Genomic DNA, 24050 nt, shown 5'->3' on the forward strand with positions numbered 1-24050 from the left:
CGCTCACGCCGCCAAGAGCATGTCCTCCCAGGTCTTGGGCGCCTTGACCAGATCTGACTGCCGATACAGCTGACCGTCCGGACCGACGTAGCGACCGGTGCGGGGGTCGTACTGCGCCACGCTCAAACCCGGGTTTACTCGAGAACCGTTGCGGCCGAAGGCGCTTGGTGCGGCTTGCGGCCCGCCAACCGGGGCCGGGGGGGCGCCGTCCGGAACATCCATCGGCGCGACGGGCGCAAGGTCCACCGGCACCGGCGGTTGCAAGTTGGCCGGTGGCGGTACCGACGATCCCGGCGGGATCGGCGGTTGCCCCAGCGGCACCGGCGAACTCGGCGGTCCCGGCGGCGTTCCCCGCGGCCCGGGCGATCCCGGTGGCAGCGGGGTGCCCTCAACCGGCCCGAAAATCCGGTCCCGGTAGAAGTTGACCCGGTCATCGGGCGGGATGCCCTGCGCCAGCAGGTTCGGATCCAGCGGATAGGTGCCGAAGACGTGCTGGCGCATCGCCAGTGGCTCGAAAGGCTGGTCACTGTCACAGATTTCGACCGTCGGCGCGCGCTTGCCCGGGTGCTCGATGCAGGGGTAGTTCCGGGCACCGCGAACCGAAATCGGTGAGTCCTGCGGCAGCTTGCAGTACAGCCCGTCCGGGGTATCGATCGTCGTGGTGTCGGCCGGCGAGCGCCATTGGCTCGGCGGTAGGAATCCGACCGTGCAGCCGGGCGGATCGTCGACCAGAGCCGCGAAGTCGCCCTGGGCGTAGCCCGTCGGGTTCTTGGTGCCGACGAACGATTGAATCGCGGCAACGAACGGCGGCAGCAACACCAGTACCTGCTCGAGCGACGCGTGGTAGGTCACCGCGATCTGGCCGACCGTGGTCAGGTTGGCCAGTAGCACCGGCAGGGTCGGCTTGATCTGCTCGAGCAGTCGAGACGCCTCGTCAAATGCGCCGGGGCCTTGCTCCAGTAGGGTGCGGACCTGCGGGTCGTTGGTCACCAATTGGCCGGTGACGCCGGCAAGGCTGCGCGCCCACAGGCGGATCGCGTCGGTGGTTTGCGCTTGCGAGTCCAGAACCGGCCCGGTGTCCTCGGTGAGGGTTCGGGCCCGGTCGGCGACACCGTTGAGGTCACCGGAAACCTTTGCCGCCGAGTCGAACAACGATCCGAAATCGTAGCCCGCCCCGTTGAAACCCTTGAATGCCTCGTCGAGCAACGCGACGAGCTTGTCCTTGGGGATGCTGTCGATCAACGCACTGGTCTGATCGAGCACCGGCCCGATCGGCTGCGGAACGGAGGCCTGGCTCATCGGGATCACCGAGCCGTTGTGCAGGTACGGCGGCGAGTTGGTGCGCGGCCGCAGATCCACGTACTGTTCACCGACCGCTGAGATGCTGCGCACGTCGGCTTGCAGGTCCGCCGGGATTTTCGGCGAAGAGCCAAGCGACAGCGTCGCATTCGTGCACGGACTGCGTTTGGGGTCGCTGCAGTGCGACGTCAGCCCCACCGCGGTCACCTTGCCGACCTGCACCCCGCGGTAGGTCACGTTGCTGAAGCGGTAGAGGCCGCCGGCCGCGGGCACCTCCAGGGTGACCGTTATCCGCCCGATTCCGAGCAGCGTCGGCGCCTGGATGTACATCAGTACCATCACGACCACACCGACGATGCCCACGATCGTGAAGATCGCCAGCTGGATACGCACGAACCGGGTCAGCATTTACGAGCCCGCATCCGCTGGCTGCGTGGCGGTCGGCGGCGTGCCCGGCACCTGCGGACCGAATTCGGGCGTCGCCGGGCCCAACTGTGGCCGCGGTGGTGGCGGCACCGGCGGCGGCACGCCCGGCGGCGGCAACGGCAGCGGTACCGGTGTCGCGGGCCCCGGCGCCGCCGTCGGCGTCAACGGCGCACCGACCGGCGGCGCCACCGGCCCAGGAGCGGATGGATTCCGCGGGTCGGGCGTGTACTGGTACTGCAGGTACGACGGGTCCCCGGGCGCCGGAACCAACTCCGCGCCCAACCGTCCCCAGTGGGTGCCCAGCAACAGCCCCTTGCGCAGCCGGGCGTTCGTAAGGTCGAGAACGAAAAACCCGTTGACGAAGTCACCTCGGATAGCTCGGTCGATGAGGTTCTGGGTGAACGGGTACGTCGGCGCGTAGGCGAGGGCGGCGTCGAGCTCCGGCCCGACGTCGGCGAGCGCACTGATGGTCGGCTCAAGGTTTTTCAGATTCGTGACCAGATCGCTGCCCGCATCGTTGACCAGCCTGGTGGCGGTGTCGCTGAACACCCTGAGTCTGTCCAACGCGGCCGTGATGCGCGGCCGCTCGCGGATCAGAACGTCCAGGGCGGGCGGCACCTTGTAGAGCGCCTGGGTGATGATGTCGCGCTGGCTGGCAAACGTGCCGGCAAGCCGGTTCAGCGCCTGGATCGACGCGACGATGTTGCCACGCTGTTGGTCGAGTGTTCCCACGAAACGGTCGAGGCGATCGATCAGGTCGCGAACATCGGCTGCCCGGCCGGACAAGGCCGCGTTGAAATTGTGCACGATGTCGCCGATTTGGGTGAAGCCGCCCGAGTTGATCACAACCGACAACGACGACAACGTCTGTTCCGTCGACGGGTACGTCGACGACTTGTCCAGCGGGACGGTGGCGCAGGGCGGCTGGGCGAGGTGGAGCCGGGCGCATTCGGCCGCCGGTTGCAACTTCCCTTCGCCCTGTTTTCCGGGCGGCGGATTGAGCTCCAGGTGCATGGATCCCAGCAGACTCGTCTGACCGACACTGGCAATCACGTTGGCGGGTATCACAACACCGTGCTTCACCGAGATCTCGACGTCGGCGTGCCAGCCCGTCACGCGCATCCTGCCGATGCTGCCCACCACGACGTCGTTGACCATCACCGGCGAATTCGACTCCATGGTACCGACATTGGCGATCTCGACGTGATAGATGTCGGCGCCCGCGCCACGTCCCACCGCACCGGGCAGCGGCAGCGAGTTCAGGCCATTGAATGCGCATCCGGTCACACTCAGCATGACGGCCGCACCGAGGACCAGCATCCGGCGGGCCAACACCCGGGCGGTCACGGCTGCGTCCCTTCGGCTGGGAGCAGGCCGGGTATCGGCGCCGGCGACGGCGGCGGTGACTCACCCGGGCGGGTGGGTGCCGGCGGCTCGGGCATTGCGGCACCCGGTATCCGTGCCGGTGGCCCCGGCGGCGGCGGATAGTCCGGCGTATCGCCGGGCAGTCCGGTATACGCCGACACCGCCGGTGGCAGCTCGGGCGGTCCGGGCTTGGGGCCCTCACCGCCTGGCGCCAGCCGCGGCTCGGTGTAGACGATGTTTTGCGGGTCCGCTGACGACGCCAGGATCGGGTTGATCGGAATTGGAAGATAGTTCCAGTTGAAGAGCAACAGCGGGTTGAACACTCGCAGTGCCGGACTCAGATACAGCCCGCACAGCTTGCCGGATTCGACCGCGGTGACGTTCTCGATGGCCCCGAGTTGCGAACAGTAGAGGTTCACCGAGTTGGCCGTGTTGTTGATCGTGAACGCGCCGCGGATTGCCCCCATGTCGGGTTCGTAGTCGTTGTAGGCGTTGGCGAGTGCGTTCGGCGTGACATGCAGGATGTTCTTGAGAGCCATCTTGTTGTCGACCAGGATCTGGGTCAGGTCGGCCAATCGCGCAATCTGCTCCGAGGTCGGGTCACGGGTTTGCGCGATGAACCGTTGCACCTCACCGACGGCGCCGGCCAAATCGGTGAGCGCGGCGTCCAAGTCGGATTTATTGTCGTCGAGCACGCTGGTCAGCGTGGCCAGCTGGTTGTTGAACACCACCAGTTGTTGGTTGCTGTCGCGAAGGACCTTGACGAAAGTCTGCAGATTCTTGATGATGTCGACGATGTTGCCGCTGCCGTCGGCCAAAACCCTTCCCACGCCGGACAGTTCGGCCAGGGTCTGCCTGAGCTTCGCGCCGTTGCCGCCCAGCGCGGTGGCGGCGCTGTCGATGAACCGCGCCACCGAGGGCGTCGAGACTTTGCTGTTGGGCCCCAATTCCGTTGCCAGCCGCATTAATTGGTCTTTGACCTCGTCCCACTCGACGGGTATCGCGGTCCGGTCGACCGGTATCACGGCGCCGTCGGGCATGGTGGGACCGCTGGACCGGTAGGCCGGGGTGAGTTGGACATAGCGAGCCGCGACCAGATTTTGTGCGACGATCACCGCCTTGGCATCCGCCGGAATGGGGACGTCGTGATCGACGTGCATGACCATCTTGGCCGTGGTCCCCTCCGGATGGATGGCGGTGATGGTGCCGACCTTGATACCCGACACCCGCACGTCGTCGCCCGGGTAGATCGCGGTGGTCTTGGTGAAGTAGGCGGTGATCGTCTTCGGTCGGAAGAACGTATTGCGAACGGCCACTGCGGCGCCGACGACCACCAGCGCTACCAGCGTGATCGCCAGGCCGGCCCGAAGCACGGTGCGGGTGATCATCACGACCCTCCGGGGAAGGGCGGAAGTCCGGGCACCCGGCAGTCGGGGCACGGTGGAATCGCGTTGGAGGGGAACGGGATCAATGCCCGCGGACCGGCGGTATCCGGTGGCTGACCGGGCGCTCCGTAGGCTCGGAAGCCGAAGAAATAGTCGAAGAACGGCTGAAAGATCTCCATTACCAAGAAGTTCGGGACGAACGCGGTGTAGTAGAACCCGTTGGAGATGGCCTCGCCCTGGGTGAGCTGATACTTGGCCAGGCCCGGCAGCGCCTGCGAGAGATTGTCGCGGTTCTTCTCCAGCATCGCGATCACCGAATTCAGCCTGGTCAACGTCGGCGCCAATTTGCTTTCGTTGTCGTGCACCAAGCCGGACAGCTGTTTGGCCACCGCGGAGGTGTTGGCCAGCAGTTGCACTATCTCTTGCCGACGGGCCACCAGGACGGACAGCAGGGTGTTGGCGTCGAGGATCAGCGTGTTCACCTGCGCGCTGCGTTGCGAAAGGATCTTGGTGACATCGGCGGCGCCCTGTAAGAGGTCGCGCAGTGATTTGTTGCGGCTGTTGAGGGTTTGCGACAGCCGGGTCACCCCGTCGAAGGCCGGACCCAATTGCGGGGCGATCTGGTCAAGCGTTGTCGAGAGCGTGTCCAGCGACTGGTTGAGCGTATCGGTATTGGTGCCGGCGACGTCGGTCGTGAGATCGCTGAGGGCTTCGCTCAACGAGTACGGCGAGGATGTGCGTGAAATCGGTATCACATCCATGGGATGCAGCTTGCCGCTACCCGCCGATTCCAGTGTGAGCACCCGCTGACCCAGCAGCGAACCGGTCCTGATGTGTGCGGTGGTGTCCGACCCGAGGAGCACCGAGCCCTTGATGTTGAACGTCACCAGGGCATCGCCGTTGTGCAAGGCCACATCCGAGACCGAGCCGACCTTCATGCCCGATATCGTCACGTCGTTGCCCTGGGCCAGGCCACCGGCTTCGGAGAACACCGCCTGGTATCTGACGGCGGTGGCCCATTGGATCAGTTGCTCGGGCGACAGTCCGACCGCAATGACCATGATCACCAGCACGGTGCCGATGAATCCGGCCCGAACGAGACCGGCGCCGCGGTACTTGTTCATCGGTCTCCTTCATCGGGCTCCGCGCACCGCCCGCCTTCTTGGCGGTATATGGGCGATACCACGGTCCGGTACTGCAGGTCGGAGACGCGAAGGCTCAGCTCGCAGAGGTAGTACGGAATCCAGGCACCGTAGGAGCCCAGCCGCACCAGCTTGCGGTAGTTGTTGGGCAGCTTCGCCAACGAAACGTCGATCTTGTCCTTGTCCTGGTCAAGCAGCGGCGCCAGCCGGTTGAGCTGATCCACCGTGCCGGCCAGCGGCGGCCGGGCCCGGGTGAGCAGATCCGCGATCGACGCGGTTCCCTGGTCCAGGGCGTCGATCGCGGTGCCGATCGTATTCCGGTCGTCGGAAAACGCGCTGACGAGCCGCTGCAGCCGATCCAATGCGGTGGAGAACTTGTCGCCGTCCTTGTCCAGCGTGGCGACCACCGTGTTGAGGTTGTCGATCAATTGCTGGACGGTTTCGTTGTTGTCGGCCAACGTATTCGAGAACGATGACGTTTTCGACAGCAACGACTGCAGGGTGCCGCCCTCGCCCTGGAACACCTGTACCAGCGACGCCGTGAGCGCGTTGACGTCTTGCGGATTCAGGCCCTGGATAACCGGTTTCAGGCCACCCAGCAGCAGATCGAGGTCGAGCGCGGGCGCCGTCCGGTCGAGGGGGATCTCGCCCCCGGCAGGCAGCACCTTGGTGGACCCGGGACCGTCGACGAGTTCGAGATAGCGGTCACCGACCAGGTTGAGGTAGCGGACGACGGCCCGGGTGCCGGTGGTGAGCACGACGCTGCGATCGGCGTCGAACTTCACCCGCACCCTTTTGTCGGGCAGCAGCGTGACGCTGTTGACGGTGCCCACCCGGATGCCAGCCACGCGTACCGTCTGTCCGGCCTTGAGTCGCGAGACATTGTTGAAGACAGCGGAATAACCATTCGTCGAACCGGTGCGGTACTGGCCGAAAATGAAGAACAAGAACACCGTGAGCACCGTCATGATCACGGCGAAGATGCCGAACTTGATGATCATCGGGCGTGAGCTGCTCATCCGGGCTGCCCGATCTGCATCGTGTTGCGCGGCGGCCCGTCGAGTGGCCCGTACAACAGCTGTTTGAGGGCATCCGAATTCAGCAGCAGGTGCGGGTTTCCGTACTGCCAGGGGTTGGCGCCCACGTCGGCGACCACGAACGGCGGAGCCACGTCAAAGGGCACCACCGGAAGGTCCCAGCACTGCGGGCCACCGGTCGCGGCCACCTTCGGCAAGTTGACCGGGTAGCGATATCGTTCGGCCCCCCACTCGAAACCGACCAACACCAACACGCCGGGGGTGGGCAGCGGCGGCGCGTGCAGATTCACCAACGACCCGGCCAGACCGCAATACAGCGCTTGGTGGTATTCGTTGGTCAAATTGGTGGTCGGCACCAGCAGATGCAGGACATCGGTGAGCGCTTGCCGGTTGCCGCCTATCACGTCGTTGCCCATATCGGCCAGACCGATCGAACTGATCAAGAAGGCGTCCAGGTTTCGTTGCTCGTCGACAATCGTCTTGCTGATCCGGATGGCGTTGTCGGCCGTGGTGACCAGGTCTTGCGAGGCGTCGGCATAGGCGTTGCTGACCGCGGGCAGCGTCTCGAGGTCGTGGCGAAGCGCGGGAAGGCTCGGGTCCTGGGTGGCCAGGAAGTGATCGAGATCAGAGAGCATCCGGCCGATCTCGTGGCCACGGCCGTTCACCGCCGACGCGATGGCGCCGAGGGTCTCGTTCAGTTTGGCGGGATCGATGGAGTTCAGAAGCGAGGTGAGTTGCTGGAATACCGTGTTGATTTCGACGGTGACGTGCTGGCCTTCGAGCACGTCACCGGCGCGCAGCGGCTGCGACGACGGATTATCGGGCGGCACCAGCTCGACGAATTTCGCGCCGAAGACGGTCGTCGACGCGATGTCGACAAGAACGTTGGACGGAATGAGATGTAGCTGCGACGGTTGCATGGCCAGGTGCAGCACCGCTTTGCCGTCCGGCCGGGATTCGATCGAGGCGACCTTGCCCACCTCTACCCCGCGCATCTTCACCTTGGCGTCGGGGTTCATCACCAGGCCGGCTCGCGGCGAAACCACGGTCACCGGCACGCTGTCGGTGAAAGAGCCCTGGAACAAACCCACCGCGACGGCGGCGATACCGGCCACCACGACGACGGTTGCCAAACCCGCCAAGGGGCGGACGTAGGACCGCACGCCGAAGTGCCGGCCGGGTGATGCCGCGATAGGTCTTGCGGCGCTAGCGGTTTCCGAACGGTGAAGGGGGCCCGGCCCGAGGTTCTTCGTCACTGTCGTTTTCCCCTAGCCCGACAAGTGGAAGTTGCCGTTGGAGCCGTAAATGGACAGCGACACCAGCAATGTCACCGAGACGACCACGACCAGCGAGGTGCGCACCGCGTTACCGGTCGCAACCCCGACACCGGCCGGTCCGCCCGAGGCGAAATAACCGAAATAGGTATGGATCAACAAGATGGTCAGTGCCATCAGCACCGCCTGCAGAAACGACCACAACAGGTCGATCGGATTCAGGAACGTCGTGAAGTAGTGCTGATAGAGGCCACCCGATTGGCCGAACAGGACCACGGTGACAAATTGGCTGGCGAGGAAGGACAGGATCACGGCGATGGAATACAGCGGGGTGATCGCGAGCATCCCGGCGACAATCCTGGTGCTGACCAGATATGAAATCGGGCGGATCGCCATCGATTCCAGCGCATCGATCTCTTCGTTGATCCGCATCGCGCCCAGCTGTGCGGTCACGCCCGCGCCGAAAGTGGCGGCCAGCCCGATTCCCGCCACCACGGGCGCCGAGATGCGAACATTGATGAAAGCGGCCAGGAATCCGGTCAACGCTTCGATGCCGATGTTGCCCAGCGAGCTGTAGCCCTGGACCGCCAGCGTGCCTCCCGCGGCCAGCGTCAAGAAGCCGACGATCACCAGGGTCCCGCCGATCATTGCCAAAGTTCCTGCACCCATGCTGATTTCGGCGACAAGACGAACGATTTCCCGCCGGTAGTGGGTGGCCGCGAACGGAGCGCCAGCCAGCGCCTTGCCGTAGAACAACGTGTGATCGCCGATGCGGCTCAACGTGCCGACCGGCTTCTGGAGTTGTCGCGTCAGTCGCGGATAGGCTGCTCGCAGTGTCACAGCGTGTCCCTAGGCCTCCCCTTGCGTTTATTTGGCTGACATGCGGATGCCGATAGCGGTGACAACCACGTTCACGACGAACAACGACATGAACGCGTACACCACGGTTTCGTTGACGGCGTTTCCGACGGCCTTGGCTCCCCCGCCGGATACCGTCAGCCCCCGGTAGCATGCGACCAGACCGGCGATCAGGCCGAAAAGCGCTGCCTTGACACAGGAAATGATCACCTCGGGCACCCCGGTCAACAAGGTGATGCCCGCGGCGAACGCGCCGGGGTTGACGTCTTGGACGAACACCGAAAAGACATAGCCGCCCAAGATGCCGATGATGACGACGAGACTGTTCAACAACAGCGCGACCAAGCCCGAGGCCAGCATGCGGGGGGTCACCAGGCGCTGCACGGGGTTGATACCCAGTACCTCCATCGCGTCGATTTCCTCACGGATCGTTCGCGAACCAAGGTCTGCGCACATCGCCGTCGCGCCCGCGCCGGCGACGATCAACACGGTCACCAGCGGACCGACTTGGGTGACCGCACCGAAAGCGGCCCCCGCACCGGACAAATCGGCCGCGCCCAGTTCCCGCAGCAGGATGTTGAGCGTGAAGCTGACCAGGACGGTGAATGGGATGGCCACCAGCAACGTCGGCGCCATCGAGACGCGCGCGACGAACCACGACTGCTCCAGGAACTCCCGCCACTGGAAGGGCCGCCGGAACACGAACTTGATGGCGTCCGCCGACATCGCGAATAGCCCCCCGACCGCCTGCATGGGTTTGGACCCACGCCCCAACGTGATGCCCGGTGACCAGCGGTCCGCCCCCCTACCGGCCATGGCCCCCCGGCCCTCCGGCGGCCATGTGACCAATGTGGCTGCGCGCCAAGATAACCCGGGCAGCGACGATCATCGGTTGCCCCCAGAGGGCATGGGTTCGCCGTGAAGAGCGGTTACCGCCCTCACGCCAGTCCTCCGTTCCGTCGCGTGAGTTGGCGCTTGCAAGCAATGCCGGCCCGACCCGGCCCCCACGTCTTGCAGCCTGTGGCGATTATGGCTCATGCCGCGCCCAGGTGTAACCGGAAACCGGTAACCGTGTCCGGCAAGGCCGATCGGCTGCGAGGGTTTCGACAACGGCGGCATTCGGCATTGCGGGCTCGGGTCTCATGCGGGTCTCAGGTGACGGCGCCGGCCGTTTTGAGTTCGATGATGCGATCCCAGTCCAGGCCGAGTTCCAACAAGATCTCGTCGGTCTGCTCGGCGAATCCGGGTGCCGGCCCGGTATGGGGCGCGGTGACGTCGAATTGCACCGGGTTGGCGACCAGCTCGAGTTGGCCAGCGCGCACCAGATACTCGTTCGCCCGGATCTGCGCGTCGTCGGCCGCTTGCAGGGTGTCCTGCACCGGCGCCCACGGTCCCGCGAGCGTCGCAAAGCGTTCGCTCCATTCGGCAAGCGTGCGTGTTGCGATCACTTTGGTCAAGATCTCGACGGCATCCGCGGTATTGGCGGAGATGGTCTCGACGGTCGCGAAGCGCGGATCGTCGGCCAATTCGGGCCGGTCGATGTGACGGCACACGTCGGCCCAGAACTTGGTGGGCTGCATCATCACGAACGAGATGTAGCGGCCATCGGACGTCGGATACAGCCCCACCAGAGGGTTGTTGGGCGCGCCGTGCACACCGGGCGGCGGTGCTTGCATCCGCTGACCCAAATGCCGTGTCAAGGCCACGGTGTGGCCCAGCGACCAGAATCCGCTGCCCAGTAGCGACACGTCGACCACGGACGGTTCCCCGGTGCGCTCACGCTTGAGCAACGCCGCCGCGATGCCGCCGGCGAGGTTGGTGCCGGAGATGGTGTCGCCATAGGCGGGCCCGGGCGGATTGATCATCCCCGCATAACCCATCGGAGTGATGGTGGCAGCGGTTCCGGCCCGGCACCAGAAGGCGGTCATGTCGTAGCCGCCTTTGGTCGCTTCGTCGCCGCGCGGGCCGAGCGCGCTGCCGCGGGCGTAGATGATCGACGGGTTCACCGCCCGGATGTCGTCGACGTCGATGCCGAACTTCTGTCGTGCGTCGGGCAGGAAGCTGGTCAGGAATACGTCGGAGCGGCGGGCCAGCTCGTAGAGCACGTCTTTGCCCTCGGGCACCGACATGTCCAGGCCGATACTGCGTTTGCCGCGGTTGGCGTGCTCGATGTTGGGGTTGGGGTCGCCCTCCACCCGCAGCATGCCGGTCTGCCGCAGGCCGCGCTGCGGGTCGCCGGTCACCGCATGCTCGACTTTGACGACGTCGGCTCCCCATTCGGCGAGCACCGCGCCGGCCGACGGGACGAACCCGTACATGGCGACTTCCAGGATGCGGATGCCTTCGAGGGGGTTCATCCGCGGGCTCCCTGCGCGGGTCCGACCGGAACGGCAAAAGTCTTGCGTTCCAAGAACTCTTCCAGGCCGGCGACCCCCATCTCGCGGCCGACCCCGGACTGCTTGAAGCCGCCGAACGGGCTGTCCGCGCCGAAGTAGTTGCCGCCGTTGATGGAAAACGATCCGGTGCGGATCCGGCGGGCCACCGCCAACGCCCGATCCTGGTCGCGACTGAAGACCGCACCGGCCAAGCCGTAGATCGAGTTGTTCGCGATCCGGACGGCGTGATCATCGTCGTCGAATCCGATCACGACGAGCACCGGACCGAACACCTCCTCCTGGGCTATCTCGCTGTCCGGGTCCACGTTGGTGAGCAGGGTAGGAGCATAGAAATAGCCGGGATCCAGTCGCTTGCCGCCGGTGACCAGCGTCGCCCCGGCCGCGACGGCCCGTTGCACCATGCCGTCGACCTTGTCCCGCTGGCGTTCGTTGATCAGCGGACCCATGTATGTTTTCGGCTCGGCCGGGTCGCCGTGCCGCACCTTGGCGAAGTTCTGCGCGATGAGTTCGACGATCTCGTCGTGGTGCTGTCGGGGCACTAATAGCCGCGACGTGAGTGCGCAGCCCTGGCCGGCGTGGGTGACCATGCTGAACGCCGCGAACATCGCCGCGCCGGCGAAGTCGGCGTCGTCGAGCATGATCACCGCGGACTTGCCGCCCAACTCCAGGAACACCCGTTTGACGGTCCCACTGGCCGCCGCCATGATCCGCCGGCCGACCGCCGTTGACCCGGTGAAGGTGACCACGTCGACGTCGGGACTGGTGGTCAACAGCTCTCCGACGGCGGCATCGGACGAACTCAGCACGTTGACGACCCCGGGCGGGATATCGGTGTAGTTGGCGATCACCTCACCGAGCGCCAGCGTGACCAGCGGGGTGTCCGGCGCGCCCTTGAGCACCACCGTGCAGCCGGCGGCCAGGGCCGGGGCCAGCTTGGCCAACGCGAGCTGGTTGGGATAGTTGTAGGCGATGATCGCCGCGACCACCCCGGCGGCTTCCTTCTCCACCCAGCGGTGATGGCGCATCCCCCGCGATTCCTTGTCGCCGAGGTCTTCGGAGAACTGATAGCCGCGCAGCAGGTCGGCGTAATAGCGCACGATGCCGATCGGCTCGTCGAGCTGCGCTCCGTGGGTCAGGGCGCGGGTGGCGCCGACTTCGGCGATCGTGAGCTCCCGCAATTCCTCGGCGTGGTCGAGCAATGCCTGATGGAGTTGGTCGAGACAGCGCGTCCGCAACTCGACGTCGGTCGGCCAGGCGGTGGTGTCGAAGGCACGCCGGGCCGCCGCGACCGCCGCCCGGGCTTCCGCCGTCCCGGCATCGGGTGCGTACCCCAGGACTGTGCCCGTGGCGGGGTTGATGGAGGGAAATCTCGTATCGGTGGTGACCAGCCGGCCGTCGATCAACAGTCGCCGGTCGACCGATGCGGGGGTGCCGGCTCGGCTGGCGGCTGTTCCCGCCTCCGCGATGGTTCCCGCCGTCTGCTGCGTCGGCATTGCGGCCCCCTCGGTGTGCTGACGGTCACGGTAATTTCATTCTCATCCTTTGCGAATCTTACATTCGCCATTTGAGAGTTCAAGAACGCCCCGTCATCGGACCGACCTGCCGTGGTGCTAAGCAATCGCTCAGCGGCATCCCGATTACGGCGTTAGGCGCAGGCAGGACGCAGTTTCGGCACGGGCTTGCGGGTCGCTCCAGGGCGAGAGTAAGGTTCTCATAATTGTAAGGGAGATTCTTTATGATTGAGAGGTCGTGGGCATGAAGACCGCCGTCGTCACCGGCGGCGCGTCGGGCATCGGGCTGGCGGTCGCCCATCGGCTGCGATCCGACGGTATCGATGTGGCCACCGTCGACCTCAAGCCCAGCGATGCCGAGCTCGCCTACACCGCCGACGTGACGGACCGCCCGCAGGTCGATGCCGCCCTATCGGCGATCCGCGACCGACTGGGACCGGTCACGATCTTGGTCAACGCTGCGGGCCTGGACGGGTTCAAGCGGTTCGCCAACATCACCTTCGAGGACTGGCAGCGGGTGATCGACGTCAACCTCAACGGCGTCTTCCACACCATTCAGGCGGTGCTGCCCGACATGGTCGAGGCCGGGTGGGGACGGATCGTCAACATATCGTCGTCGAGCACACATTCCGGCACCCCCTACATGGCGCACTACGTCGCGGCCAAATCCGCGGTCAACGGCCTCACGAAAACACTGGCGCTCGAGTACGGGCCCAGCGGCATCACCGTCAACGCCATACCGCCCGGGTTCATCGATACTCCGATGCTGCGCAAGGCCGCGGAGCAAGGGTTTCTCGGCGACATCGAAGAGAACATCGCCCGCACTCCGGTGCGGCGGATGGGTAGGCCCGAAGACATCGCCGCGGCCTGCGCCTTTCTGGTGTCCGAGGAAGCCGGCTACATCACGGGCCAGATTCTGGGCGTCAACGGCGGCCGGAACACCTGAGCCGGGAAGGAAGGCGTCGTGAAGGTCTGGGTTGACCCCGAACGCTGTCAGGGCCACACCCTGTGCGCCATGATCGCCCCGGACTCCTTCCGGCTCAGCGACATCGACGGCACCTCGTCGGCGGTCAGCGAAGTGGTACCGGCCGACCAGCAGGACCGGGTGCGTGAAGCCGCGCAATCGTGCCCGGAGCAGGCCATCGTCATCACCGACGGGTAAGACGGGTAAAGGGAGACAGCGGGTTGAGCGTCAGTGACCGCGAGAATCACCGGTACCACTTCGACCGGCACTCCGCGGAGTACCGGTCACGGTTCAAGGCGATCACCGAGGAGATGCACGCGCGGTGCCCGATGGCGTGGAGCGACACCTACGGCGGGCACTGGGTCGCCGCCGGCAGCCACGAAGTGTTCGAGCTCGCCCGCTGTCCCGCGGTGTCCAACGATCACGATGTCAGCAACGAACGCCGTGGCTACAAGGGCATTTCGATTCCGACGGCCAGCCGGATCAACGGCGTGCGCGGCGGCATCCTGGAGATGGACGACCCCGAGCACCGCAGCTACCGCAATGTGCTCAACCCGTATCTGTCGCCGGCCGCCGTCAAGCGCTGGGTGCCGTTCGTCGACGACATCACGCGCGCCTGCCTCGACGAGAGGATCGAGCACGGCAGCATCGACTTCGTCGACGATCTGGCTAACGTCGTGCCCGCGGTTCTGACCTTGGCGCTCATGGGTATTCCGCTGCAGAACTGGAAGATGTACAGCGAGCCGACCCACGCCGCGGTGTATACCCCGGAGCACTCGCCGGACATCCAGCGGGTTACCGAGATGCACCGGCAGATGGGGCTCGACCTGGTCAACAACATGGTCGAGATTCGCGACAATCCGCGACCCGGGGTGGTCAACGCCCTGCTCGAGATGCGCATCGACGGCAAGCCCGCGCCCGAGCTGGAAATACTGGGCAATCTCGGGCTGCTCATCGGTGGTGGCTTTGACACCACAACGGCCCTGACCGCCCACGCACTGGAATGGCTTTCGGAAAACCCCGAACAGCGCGAGCTGCTCAGCAGGCAACGCGAAACCCTGCTCGACTCGGCGACCGAGGAATTTCTGCGCTACTTCACCCCCGCTCCCGGGGATGGCCGGACTTTCGCCGACGACGTCGAACTGGACGGGCTGCATTTCAAAGAGGGCGAGCGGCTGTGGATTTCGTGGGCGATGGCCAACCGCGACCCCGCGGTGTTCCCCGACCCGGACAAGGTCATCCTTGATCGTAAAGGTAACCGGCACTTCAGCTTCGGGATCGGTGTGCACCGCTGCATCGGATCCAACGTGGCGCGCACCGTTTTCAAGTCCATGCTGACCGCGGTCCTCGACCGGATGCCGGACTACCGTTGCGACCCTGCGGGCACCGTCCACTACGAGACCATCGGGGTCATCCAGGGTATGCGCAAGCTACCGGCCACCTTCACACCCGGCCACAAGGTCGGCGCGGGCCTTGACGAAACCCTTGACAAGCTGCAACGCATTTGCGACGAGCAGGAACTCGCCAGGCCCGTCACCGAACGCAAAGAGGCTGCCGTCATTTGGTGAGCCTGGACCACCTCGGCACCCCGGCGAGCAGACACAGAATCGCATCGCAGCGCCAGAATTCATGCGATTGTGTGTCTGCTCGGCAAGCGCCAGGTGCCCTCAGCTCGGCGAGAGAATTCAGCCCCGGGGTAAGCCCAGCACTCGTTGGGCAATGATGTTGCGCTGTATTTCCGACGTGCCCCCGGCGATGGTTCCGGAAAAGCTGCGGGCGTAACGCTCGAACCAGCTCGCGAAGTAGTGATCGAGGTTCATCGGCGCATAGGGTCCGGTCAGCGCCGGGTGAACGAGTCCGTCAGATGCCGCGGCCGAGAGGGCATGCTCACAAGCCTGCAGCTCCGCCTCCGATCCCAGCAGCTTGAGCACCGAGATGGCGGCGGTGTCGTCCTCGCCGCGGGCGGCGCGGGCCAGCGCGACCGAACCCAACAGGCGCAGGGCCTGTTTGTCCATCACCATGGTGGCGTAGCGGTCGCGTTCGAGTTGCGTGGCGGGACGAAAGTCGGCCAGCAGATTGTCCAGCCGATCGGCGAAACCCAGCCACATCATGGTGCGCTCGTGCCCGAGGGAGCCATTGGCAACGCGCCAGCCCTGGTTGAGCGGACCCACCAGGTTTTCCGCCGGCACCGACACATCGGTGAAGAACACCTCGTTGAAATCCAGGTCGTCGGCCGAGCAGATGGACGGGAACGGCCGGCGCACCACACCCGCGGTGTCGGTCGGGATGAGTAATGCACTGATGCCCTTGTGTTTTGGCGCATCCGGGTCGGTGCGTACGAACGTCAGCAACACGTCGGCATCGTGGGCGCCGGAGGTCCACACCTTCTGGCCGTTGACGACGAAGCGATCTCCGTCCAGAACCGCCCGGGTGCGCAGCGACGCCAGGTCGGATCCGGCGCTGGGCTCACTCATCCCCAGCGAAGCGGTGATCTCGGCCCGCAGGATCGGCACCGCCCACCGGTGCTTCTGCTCGTCCGTGCCGAACGACAACAGAGACGCGGCAACGATATTCACACCCTGCGGGTTGAAACTGTGATAGATCCGTCGCCGGCACAGTTCCTCGAGGTGCACGAACTGCTGCACCACCGTAGCGTTGCGCCCGCCGAACTCCGGCGGCTGGCCCGGCAGCAGCCAGCCGTTGTCGAACAGCAACCGCTGCCAACGGCGCGCCCAAGCCGGCATGTGCGAGACCGACCGCGGTCGTTCGCCCGTTTCGCTTGCCGCAGGCAGGTTTTCGTCGAGGAAGGCCGCGAACTCCGCCCGGAACGCCTCGACGTCGGGATCAAAAGTCAGCTGCACGATACTCCTGCGCGATCTGAGCCCGATGCTCCGCCGCACCGCCGAGCATGAGCTCGCCGGCCTTGGCCCGCTTGAGCGCGAATTGCAGGTCGTTCTCCCAGGTGAATCCCATTGCGCCGTGCAGCTGTAAGCCGTGCCGGAACACCAGCGACTGGCACTCCCCGGCGCTGGCCTTGGCCATGGCGGCGGCCAGCCGCCGCCGCGGGTCGTCGGCGGCGATGGTCAGCGCGGCGAAGTAGGCCAGCGCCCGGGCCCGTTGCACCGCGACGTGCATGTCGGCCGCCTTGTGCTGCACGGCCTGGAACGACCCGATCGGAACCCCGAACTGATGCCGGCTGCGGACATGGTCGAGCACGAGATCCAGGATGCGCTGACACGCGCCGACCATCGTGATGGCCATGCCGGTCAACGCAACGTGGCGCGCACGTTCCCGGTCGACGGTTACCCGGACACCCTCGGGCACCCGAATCCGATCGAAGGACAGGTCGGCGACATGCAGCACCGGGTCGAACACGGATTCGCGACGGGCCGAGACCTGATGGGCGGCCACGATAAACACCCCGGCGTCGGTGACCACCGCCAATTGGTCGGCGCGATCGCCGTCGAGAACGTGGCGTGCGGTACCGTCGAGCACCCATCCGTCGGCGTCCCGGCGCGCCGTCACCCCGCTGTACACGGCGGTACCCGACTGGTGCGGATCGAAATGAGCCGTGGCCAGCGGCGCGAACTGGCTCATCGTCGCCAGGAACGGGGTGGGGTCGGTGGCATGCCCCAACTCCTCCAGCACGATCGCCAGCTCCACCGCGCCGGCCGGATCGTTGAGTTCCGTCCAGCCGAGATCCACATACGCCTTCCACAGCGGACCGGTGTCGACGCCGTCTTCGGCCACGGCGCGCACCAGCGACGGCGGGCACTGCTTGGCCACGACATCGCGCACGGTGTCCTGCCACAAGCGCTGATCGGCATCGAACTCCAACAGCATTCGGGCCGCCTCCTGTCGTCGCTATCATGCGAGAATAGCATTCTCTGATATGGAAGCAGTAATCTCGCAATCGGGCTATGAGGTGCATTAGGGAGCGACGATGTCCGACACCGCCACGACACTGTGGGAGATGGAGGCGATCAAGCAACTCAAGGCCCGATACTGCCGATACCTGGACACCAAGCGCTGGGATGACTGGCGGCGGCTGTTCACCGACGACTTCGTCAGCGACACCTCGCAGTCGGGCGGGAGGGTGATCCGGGGCGCCGACGAGTTCGTGTCCTACGTGCGCCACGCCCTGGGCAAGCCGTCGCAACCCACGGTGCATCAGGTGCACGCCCCCGAAATCACGCTGACGTCGCCGACGACCGCGACCGGGATCTGGGCGCTCGAGGACGTGGTGCGGTTGGGCCCGGGCGTCAATCTCAACGGGCGCGGTCACTACCACGAAACCTACGAGAAGCTCGACGGCAGTTGGCTGATCAAGTCCTCGACGCTGACCCGGCTGCGTGAGGATATCTTCAATCCCATTTTCTCCGTGCGTATTTCGCCTCGGCTGCGGGACACGGCGGCCTTGCTGGCGCGGCGGCTCGGCCGGTGAACCGCCAGACCGTTCTCGTCACCGGCGCGTATGGCCAGATCGGCAAGCGCTGCACGGAAATCCTGCTGCGCCGCGGCCACACCGTGGTCGCCGTGGATGTGCGCAACGACCGGACAGCGGCTGCCGCGGCGGCACTGGCCGGCCACTTCCCAACGCTGGTACCGGAATTCACTGACCTCACCGATGCCGGTGCGGTCGCCGCCGGGGTGGCCCGCCACCGGCCAACCGCGATCGTGCATCTGGCGGCAATCGTGTCCCCGCCCTCCTACCGCGATCCCCGGCTGGCCCGCAAGGTCAATGTCGAGGGCACCCGAAACCTGCTGAGGGCAGCGCAGTCCCGCAGCGACCCGCCGCTGTTCGTGTTCGCCTCCAGTGCCGCTGTGTACGGATCCCGCAACCCGCACCGGCAACCCGAGCGCATCACTGCCGCCACCCCGGTCAACCCGATCGACCAGTACGGCCAGGACAAGGTCCTCGCCGAGGCCGCCCTCACACAAAGCGGCCTGCCCTACGCCATATTGCGGCTGGGCGGAGTCATCTCTCCGGACGGCTCGGCCAATCTCGACGCCGACTACCTACTGCTGGTACGAGCCACCCCGACGGACAACCGCATGCACGCCGTGGATGCCCGTGATGCCGCGCTGGCCTTCGCCAACGCCGTGGACCGCCGCGAAGCCGTCGACGGCAAGGTGCTGGTGATTGCCGGCAACGACACCTATGTGCACCTGATGAGCGACCTGCAGGACGACGTCATGGCGGCGGTCGGCATCGGCCGACTCGGACCGACGGCCGGCTTGCCCGGCAATCCCGAGGACGACCGCGGGTGGTGTTTCACCGGGTGGTTCGACACCAGCGGATCCCAGGCCCTGCTCGGCTATCAGGAACACGACTGGTCCGACACGCTGGCGTGGATTGCCGCTGAGATGGGACGACGCCGCACCGTGTTGAAAGCGCTTGGCCCCGTGATCCGTCCGGCGATCCGCGCGCTTCTGGACGTGCAACGGCGACTCGAGCACCGAGGTCCGTACGCCGACCCGTGGGCGCTGATCGGCACGAAATACGGCCGTGACGCGCTGGCACCCACCACCTTCTGAGGCGGCGATGGCCGGAACCACCAAACTAGTCATCGGGGCCAGCGGTTTCCTAGGCTCACACGTCACCCGCCAACTCGTCGCTGCAGGGCAGGACGTGCGGGTCATGGTGCGGCGCACCAGTGTCACCAAGGGCATCGACGACCTGTTGCAGACCCGGAAAGTCGAACGCTGTTACGGCGACATCTTCGACGACGCCGCGCTGCGGGAAGCCATGGCCGGCTGCGACGTCGTCTACTACTGCGTCGTGGACGCCCGGATGTGGCTGCGCGACCCCACTCCGCTGTTCCGCACCAATGTCGAAGGCCTGCGGCATGTGCTCGACGCGGCCCTCGACGCACAGTTGCGCAAGTTTGTATTCACCAGCAGCACCGGCACATTGGCAATCAACGACCAGCGGCCCGTCACCGAGGACGATCCGCACAACTGGAACGACGGCGGCGCCTACATCGAATCCCGGGTGGCCGGGGAGAACCTGGTCATGCAGTACGTGCGCGAGAAGGGGTTGCCGGCGGTCGCGATGTGTATCTCGACCACTTACGGGCCCGGCGACTGGGCCCCGACCCCTCATGGTTCGCTCATCGCGCGCGTCGCCACCGGGCGGTTCCCGTTTTATCTCGGCTTCTCCGCCGAGGTGGTCGGTATCGAAGACGCCGCCCGCGCCATGCTTCTGGCGGCCGACCGGGGCCGCGTCGGCGAGCGCTACATCATTTCCGATCGTTACCTGAGCACCCGGGAAATCCACGAAATCGCGGCCCGCGCGGTGGGCATACGCCCCCCGCGCATTCCGATCCCGATGCCCGTCATGCGTGCCGCGGCGCGCCTCAACGATCTGGCCGCCCGCCTGCTGCGTCGCGACCTGCTCTTCGCCTACGTCGGCGCGCGCATGGCGGAACTGATGTCGCCGCTGGATCACAGCAAAGCCGAACGCGAACTGGGCTGGACACCGGAACCGGTGGAAGATTCCATCCGCAAGGCCGCCCGGTTTTTCGTCGCGCACTCAGCCGATTAGGCAGTAATCCAGTTGGCGGCACGCCGGCTATTCGCGCCCCGGCGGATTTGCGTCTAAGCGCCCCAGCGCATTCGCCACGACACGCCCGCCGAGGTGTCAGGGCAGATCGCCGCCGCAAAGATACAGTTCGCCCAACTGTGCGGAAGGACCCGCGGTGATGGGCAATAACCCGGTTGACACGATGACGCGCCGCGAGTTTTTGGCTAAAGCCGCCGCTGCTACCACTGCCGCCTCTCTCATGTCGTTAGTCGGGCCGGTGATCGAAAAGGCCTACGGCGCCGGGCCGTGCTCAGGTCAGCTGACCGACATCGAGCACATCGTGCTGTTAATGCAAGAAAACAGATCCTTCGATCACTACTTCGGAACACTTTCCGATATCGACGGATTCGATACCGCCTCGCCGCTGTTCCAGCAAAAGGGCTGGGACCCGCGGACCCAGTCGCTGGATCCCTCCGGCATCACCCTCCCGTTCCGTTTCGACACCACCAGAGCACCCTTTCTCAACGGCGCGTGCATCAACGATCCCGACCATGATTGGATCGCAATCCATCAGTCGTGGAACGGCGGCGCGAACGACAACTGGCTGCCGGCGCAAGCGCGGACCCGTTCGGCCGCCAACACCCCGGCGACAATGGGCTACCACACCCGTCGAGACATCCCGATTCATTACCTGCTGGCCGACACCTTCACTGTTTGCGATCACTACTTCTGTTCGGTATTGGGTCCGACCTCTCCCAACCGGCTGTATTGGCTCAGTGCCTGGATCGACCCCGCCGGTACCAACGGGGGGCCATTGGTGGAGACCTCCTCCACCGCGCCGATCGGGGCGTTCAACTGGCGCATCATGCCGCAGAACCTCAGCGATGCCGGCGTCAGTTGGAAGGTGTACAGCGACAAGTCATTAGGGCCCGCCGTCAACGCCTACGTCGGTTACGGCGAGATCGTGCGGTGGTTCAAACAGGCCGCAGACCCGCGGTCGGATCTGGCTCGATTCGGCGTCGCCCCCCGCTATCCCTGGGACTTCGCCGCCGATGTCAGAGCCAACAGGCTGCCGCAGGTCTCCTGGCTGGTTCCGAATATTCTCGTGTCCGAACACCCGGCGATGCCGGACGCGGGCGGCGCCGTCGCGATGGCGGACACGCTGCGGATTCTGCTGTCCAATCCGGCGGTGTGGGAAAAGACCGCGCTGATCGTCAGCTACGACGAAAACGGCGGCTTCTTCGACCACGTCGTGCCGCCGACGGCGCCGCCGGGCACCGCGGGCGAATACCTGACGGTGCCCGACATCGACGGCGTGGCCGGGTCCGGCGGCATCCGCGGACCGATCGGCTTGGGCTTTCGCGTTCCCTGCCTGGTTATCTCACCGTTCAGCCGCGGCGGGCTGATGGCCCACGACGTGTTCGATCACACCTCCCAACTCCGATTGATAGAGAAACGGTTCGGCGTGCCGGTGCCCAACCTCACCGCATGGCGCCGAAGCGTGACCGGCGACATGACGTCGGCCTTCAACTTCGCCGTCCCACCCAACCCGTCGCCACCCAAGTTGAACCAATCCCGACGGGTGCTGCCGGAACTGGCTCAGTGCGGCCTCGGCATCGGCGCGTTAACAGGCACCTATCGCTTGAACCCGCCCTACCGGGTGCCCTACCCGCAGGCGATGCCCAGCCAGGAAACGACGCCCACCAGAGGCATTCCCAGCGGCCTGTGCTGAATGCCGGCATCGGCGATACGGCTGCGGCCAAAGCGGTTTCGATACATAGCACGCCTGAGGATGTGACGTCCCGATGTTCGAGATTGCCGGCCCGCGAGACGGCCAACCCACGTCATGAATTGCCTATGAAGCCCGATTCACGCAACCAATACCGGCCAACGCCCCGGTAGTGTAGGTGACGAATGTTTCTTCCAAGTAAATTTCACATTTCATATAGCGTCGGCGCCCTCATCCATCGGGGCATCGAGAACAGTGAGGTTGTGGTGGAGGTGAGCCCAGGTGACTAGAGCCGAAGGAAGCACCGGAAAGCTTCGCCGCCGAGCCGTAGTGGCAGTGTCGGGCTTGGCGGTTGCGGCCGCCATGACCGTCACGCAGATCCATCCGGCAGGCGCGCATATCCACCGGGGCGAGATGACCCATGTGTCCAATATGCCGCCCTTCCCGGTTTACTACGGCGCCATCGCCTACGGTCACGACGGGTCGAATGGCAAGGCATGGCGGCACCTGTCCAAGGCGCAGGCCAAGCACCGCGCCCTGGAGCTGTGCGGGATCGACACGTGCACAGTGGTCAGCGTCTTCACCCGATGCGGCGCGGTCGCCCACGACGGCGCGAAGTACCACGGCGGTTACGGGTACAACCGCAGCGCGGCGGAAGCACACGCCATGGCCAACCTAGGTGGCGGGCGGATCGTCGACTGGGCGTGCAACTAGCCGTTGCCGATCGCGGTGGCTGCCCCGGGATCCGCACACCGAAGTCCATCCCGGTATTTCGGATCCCGCTCGGAGCGCCTCTCATGCAATGAGAGAATGATATTATCCGTATTGAAGAACAATACTGGCAGTAGGGCCGGCAACAACACCGCGTAGCAGGGCAGATGATTAATCGAAATGCTTACCGGAAAGGCGTTGATCGGCGACCGACGGAAATGTTAGGTTGTCTATCAGATGCCCTGGCCGGGCTCGTCGTCGCCGGAGCCGGAGGGTGGGTTTCGTGATCGAGGATGCCGAGGGAACGCGCACGCCGGTCATCGACGCCAGTGTGCACATCTTCTTTCCGTCCAACAAAGACCTGCGCGGCTTCCTGCGCGAGCCGTTCAAGAGCCGCGGCTTTCCCGACTACGAGATGGACTGGTACGGGGCACCCGGCGGCGAGTACGCGCCGAACGCCGAGGGACCGAACCGCGAATACCCGGGTTCGAGCGTGGAACTCGTTGCCGACGAACTCTTTTCCAAACGCGGTGTCGACGTGGCGATCCTGCATCCGATGGGCCGCGGCATCATGCCCGACCGGCACCTCGGCAGCGCGCTGCACGCCGCCCACAACGAAATGATGGTGTCGCGCTGGCTCGAACACGACGAATTCGGTGAGAAGTTCCGCGGCACCATCCGGGTCAACCCCGACGACATCGCCGGCGCAGTCCGCGAAATCGAAAAGTGGCGCTCCCACCCCCGCGTCGTTCAGATCGGCGTTCCGCTGCAATCCCGCGAGGTCTATGGCAAGCCGCAATTCTGGCCGCTGTGGGAGGCCGCGGCCGACGCGAACCTGCCGGTGGCGGTTCACATCGAATCCGGCGAAGGCATCGGATTTCCGCCCACGCCGTCCGGGCACACCCGCACCTACGAGCAATACGTCGGCTTCATGGCGCTGAACTACCTCTACCACCTGATGAACATGATCGCTGAGGGGGTGTTCGAGCGATTCGGCAACCTGAAGTTCGTCTGGGCCGACGGCGCCGCGGACTTCGTGACACCGTTCATCTGGCGGATGGACGTGTTCGGCCGGCCGCACCTGGAACAAACCCCTTGGGCGCCACGGATACCGAGCGACTATCTGCCCGGTCACGTGTACTTCGTGCAGGGCGGACTCGACGGTCCCGGTGATGCCGACTTCGCCGGTGAGTGGCTGGCTTTCACCGGCAAGGAGGACATGGTGATGTTCGGCTCCAGCTATCCGCATTGGCAGTGCCATGACGTCGGGGACATCCGGCAGCTTCCCACGGCGCTGTCCGCCGACCAGCGCGAGAAGCTGTGCTGGCGCAACGCCGCCGGCCTCTACGGGATCGAGATTCCTGTCGATGTCGCTAGAGGTTAGCCGGCCCGCAGTCGCACAATGATGACACGGGGATGAGACGGGA

Annotated in this window: 21 protein-coding genes; 9 read left to right on the top strand and 12 right to left on the bottom strand. The window is 65.4% G+C overall.

Annotation, left to right across the window (positions count from 1 at the left end; all coding sequences use genetic code 11):
* Nucleotides 1–3: 3 nt before the first annotated feature.
* The 10 genes from MKAN_RS09350 to MKAN_RS09395 form a co-directional block, all read right to left on the bottom strand.
* Nucleotides 4–1707: an MCE family protein gene (locus MKAN_RS09350; protein ID WP_023367596.1), complete on the bottom strand. Its 1704-nt coding sequence runs from the start codon at nt 1705–1707 to the stop codon at nt 4–6.
* A complete protein-coding gene (locus tag MKAN_RS09355; protein ID WP_036393945.1) occupies nt 1708–3045 on the bottom strand; it encodes an MCE family protein in 1338 nt (445 codons plus the stop codon). It abuts the gene before it with no gap.
* Nucleotides 3046–3068: 23 nt separating this feature from the next.
* Complete coding sequence (locus MKAN_RS09360; RefSeq protein ID WP_023367600.1) at nt 3069–4478, bottom strand: MCE family protein; 1410 nt, start codon at nt 4476–4478, stop codon at nt 3069–3071.
* Nucleotides 4478–5599 carry an MCE family protein gene (locus MKAN_RS09365; RefSeq protein ID WP_023367602.1) on the bottom strand — a complete coding sequence of 374 codons (1122 nt, stop codon included), beginning with the start codon at nt 5597–5599 and terminating at the stop codon, nt 4478–4480. The genes MKAN_RS09360 and MKAN_RS09365 overlap by 1 nt, the downstream gene beginning before the upstream one ends.
* On the bottom strand, nt 5596–6636 hold the full coding sequence (locus MKAN_RS09370; protein WP_036393748.1) for an MCE family protein: 1041 nt from the start codon (nt 6634–6636) through the stop codon (nt 5596–5598). The genes MKAN_RS09365 and MKAN_RS09370 overlap by 4 nt, the downstream gene beginning before the upstream one ends.
* A complete protein-coding gene (locus MKAN_RS09375; RefSeq protein WP_080674051.1) occupies nt 6633–7910 on the bottom strand; it encodes an MCE family protein in 1278 nt (425 codons plus the stop codon). The genes MKAN_RS09370 and MKAN_RS09375 overlap by 4 nt, the downstream gene beginning before the upstream one ends.
* Before the next feature lie 12 nt (nt 7911–7922).
* Nucleotides 7923–8768: an ABC transporter permease gene (locus tag MKAN_RS09380; RefSeq protein WP_023367609.1), complete on the bottom strand. Its 846-nt coding sequence runs from the start codon at nt 8766–8768 to the stop codon at nt 7923–7925.
* A 27-nt stretch (nt 8769–8795) separates the two neighbouring features.
* Complete coding sequence (locus MKAN_RS09385) at nt 8796–9602, bottom strand: MlaE family ABC transporter permease (protein WP_023367611.1); 807 nt, start codon at nt 9600–9602, stop codon at nt 8796–8798.
* Between the two features lie 335 nt (nt 9603–9937).
* Nucleotides 9938–11143 carry a CaiB/BaiF CoA transferase family protein gene (locus MKAN_RS09390; RefSeq protein WP_023367613.1) on the bottom strand — a complete coding sequence of 402 codons (1206 nt, stop codon included), beginning with the start codon at nt 11141–11143 and terminating at the stop codon, nt 9938–9940.
* Nucleotides 11140–12675: an aldehyde dehydrogenase family protein gene (locus tag MKAN_RS09395; RefSeq protein ID WP_023367615.1), complete on the bottom strand. Its 1536-nt coding sequence runs from the start codon at nt 12673–12675 to the stop codon at nt 11140–11142. The genes MKAN_RS09390 and MKAN_RS09395 overlap by 4 nt, the downstream gene beginning before the upstream one ends.
* 262 nt (nt 12676–12937) lie before the next feature.
* Between MKAN_RS09395 and MKAN_RS09400 the strand changes: the two genes are divergently transcribed.
* The 3 genes from MKAN_RS09400 to MKAN_RS09410 all read left to right on the top strand — a co-directional run bounded on the left by MKAN_RS09400 (nt 12938) and on the right by MKAN_RS09410 (nt 15225).
* Nucleotides 12938–13639 (top strand): SDR family NAD(P)-dependent oxidoreductase, encoded by a 702-nt coding sequence (locus MKAN_RS09400; RefSeq protein ID WP_023367617.1) that lies wholly within the window; start codon nt 12938–12940, stop codon nt 13637–13639.
* An 18-nt stretch (nt 13640–13657) separates the two neighbouring features.
* Entirely contained in the window at nt 13658–13855 is a 198-nt protein-coding gene (locus tag MKAN_RS09405) for a ferredoxin (protein ID WP_023367619.1), read from the top strand.
* Nucleotides 13856–13968: 113 nt separating this feature from the next.
* Nucleotides 13969–15225: a cytochrome P450 gene (locus MKAN_RS09410; RefSeq protein ID WP_371686083.1), complete on the top strand. Its 1257-nt coding sequence runs from the start codon at nt 13969–13971 to the stop codon at nt 15223–15225.
* A gap of 117 nt (nt 15226–15342) precedes the next feature.
* Here the strand turns inward: MKAN_RS09410 and MKAN_RS09415 are convergent, their stop codons facing one another.
* Nucleotides 15343–16518: an acyl-CoA dehydrogenase family protein gene (locus tag MKAN_RS09415; protein WP_023367623.1), complete on the bottom strand. Its 1176-nt coding sequence runs from the start codon at nt 16516–16518 to the stop codon at nt 15343–15345.
* Nucleotides 16502–17500 carry an acyl-CoA dehydrogenase family protein gene (locus MKAN_RS09420; protein ID WP_023367625.1) on the bottom strand — a complete coding sequence of 333 codons (999 nt, stop codon included), beginning with the start codon at nt 17498–17500 and terminating at the stop codon, nt 16502–16504. Before MKAN_RS09420 ends, MKAN_RS09415 begins: the two co-directional genes overlap by 17 nt.
* Before the next feature lie 100 nt (nt 17501–17600).
* On the opposite strand from MKAN_RS09420, the gene MKAN_RS09425 reads away from it, so the two are divergent.
* The 6 genes from MKAN_RS09425 to MKAN_RS09450 all read left to right on the top strand — a co-directional run bounded on the left by MKAN_RS09425 (nt 17601) and on the right by MKAN_RS09450 (nt 24007).
* The gene (locus MKAN_RS09425) at nt 17601–18101 is read left to right on the top strand and encodes a nuclear transport factor 2 family protein (RefSeq protein ID WP_023367627.1); all 501 of its coding nucleotides are present in this window, start codon (nt 17601–17603) and stop codon (nt 18099–18101) included.
* The gene (locus MKAN_RS09430) at nt 18098–19195 is read left to right on the top strand and encodes an NAD-dependent epimerase/dehydratase family protein (RefSeq protein WP_023367629.1); all 1098 of its coding nucleotides are present in this window, start codon (nt 18098–18100) and stop codon (nt 19193–19195) included. The genes MKAN_RS09425 and MKAN_RS09430 overlap by 4 nt, the downstream gene beginning before the upstream one ends.
* Nucleotides 19196–19202: 7 nt before the next feature.
* On the top strand, nt 19203–20204 hold the full coding sequence (locus tag MKAN_RS09435) for an NAD-dependent epimerase/dehydratase family protein (RefSeq protein WP_023367631.1): 1002 nt from the start codon (nt 19203–19205) through the stop codon (nt 20202–20204).
* Nucleotides 20205–20361: 157 nt separating this feature from the next.
* Nucleotides 20362–21915 (top strand): phospholipase C, encoded by a 1554-nt coding sequence (locus MKAN_RS09440; RefSeq protein ID WP_023367633.1) that lies wholly within the window; start codon nt 20362–20364, stop codon nt 21913–21915.
* 279 nt (nt 21916–22194) lie between these two features.
* On the top strand, nt 22195–22626 hold the full coding sequence (locus tag MKAN_RS09445) for a DUF4189 domain-containing protein (RefSeq protein ID WP_036393754.1): 432 nt from the start codon (nt 22195–22197) through the stop codon (nt 22624–22626).
* Nucleotides 22627–22906: 280 nt separating this feature from the next.
* A complete protein-coding gene (locus tag MKAN_RS09450; protein WP_036393952.1) occupies nt 22907–24007 on the top strand; it encodes an amidohydrolase family protein in 1101 nt (366 codons plus the stop codon).
* Nucleotides 24008–24050: the final 43 nt, after the last annotated feature.

Source organism: Mycobacterium kansasii ATCC 12478 (assembly GCF_000157895.3).
In the GTDB taxonomy this organism is placed as follows: domain Bacteria; phylum Actinomycetota; class Actinomycetes; order Mycobacteriales; family Mycobacteriaceae; genus Mycobacterium; species Mycobacterium kansasii.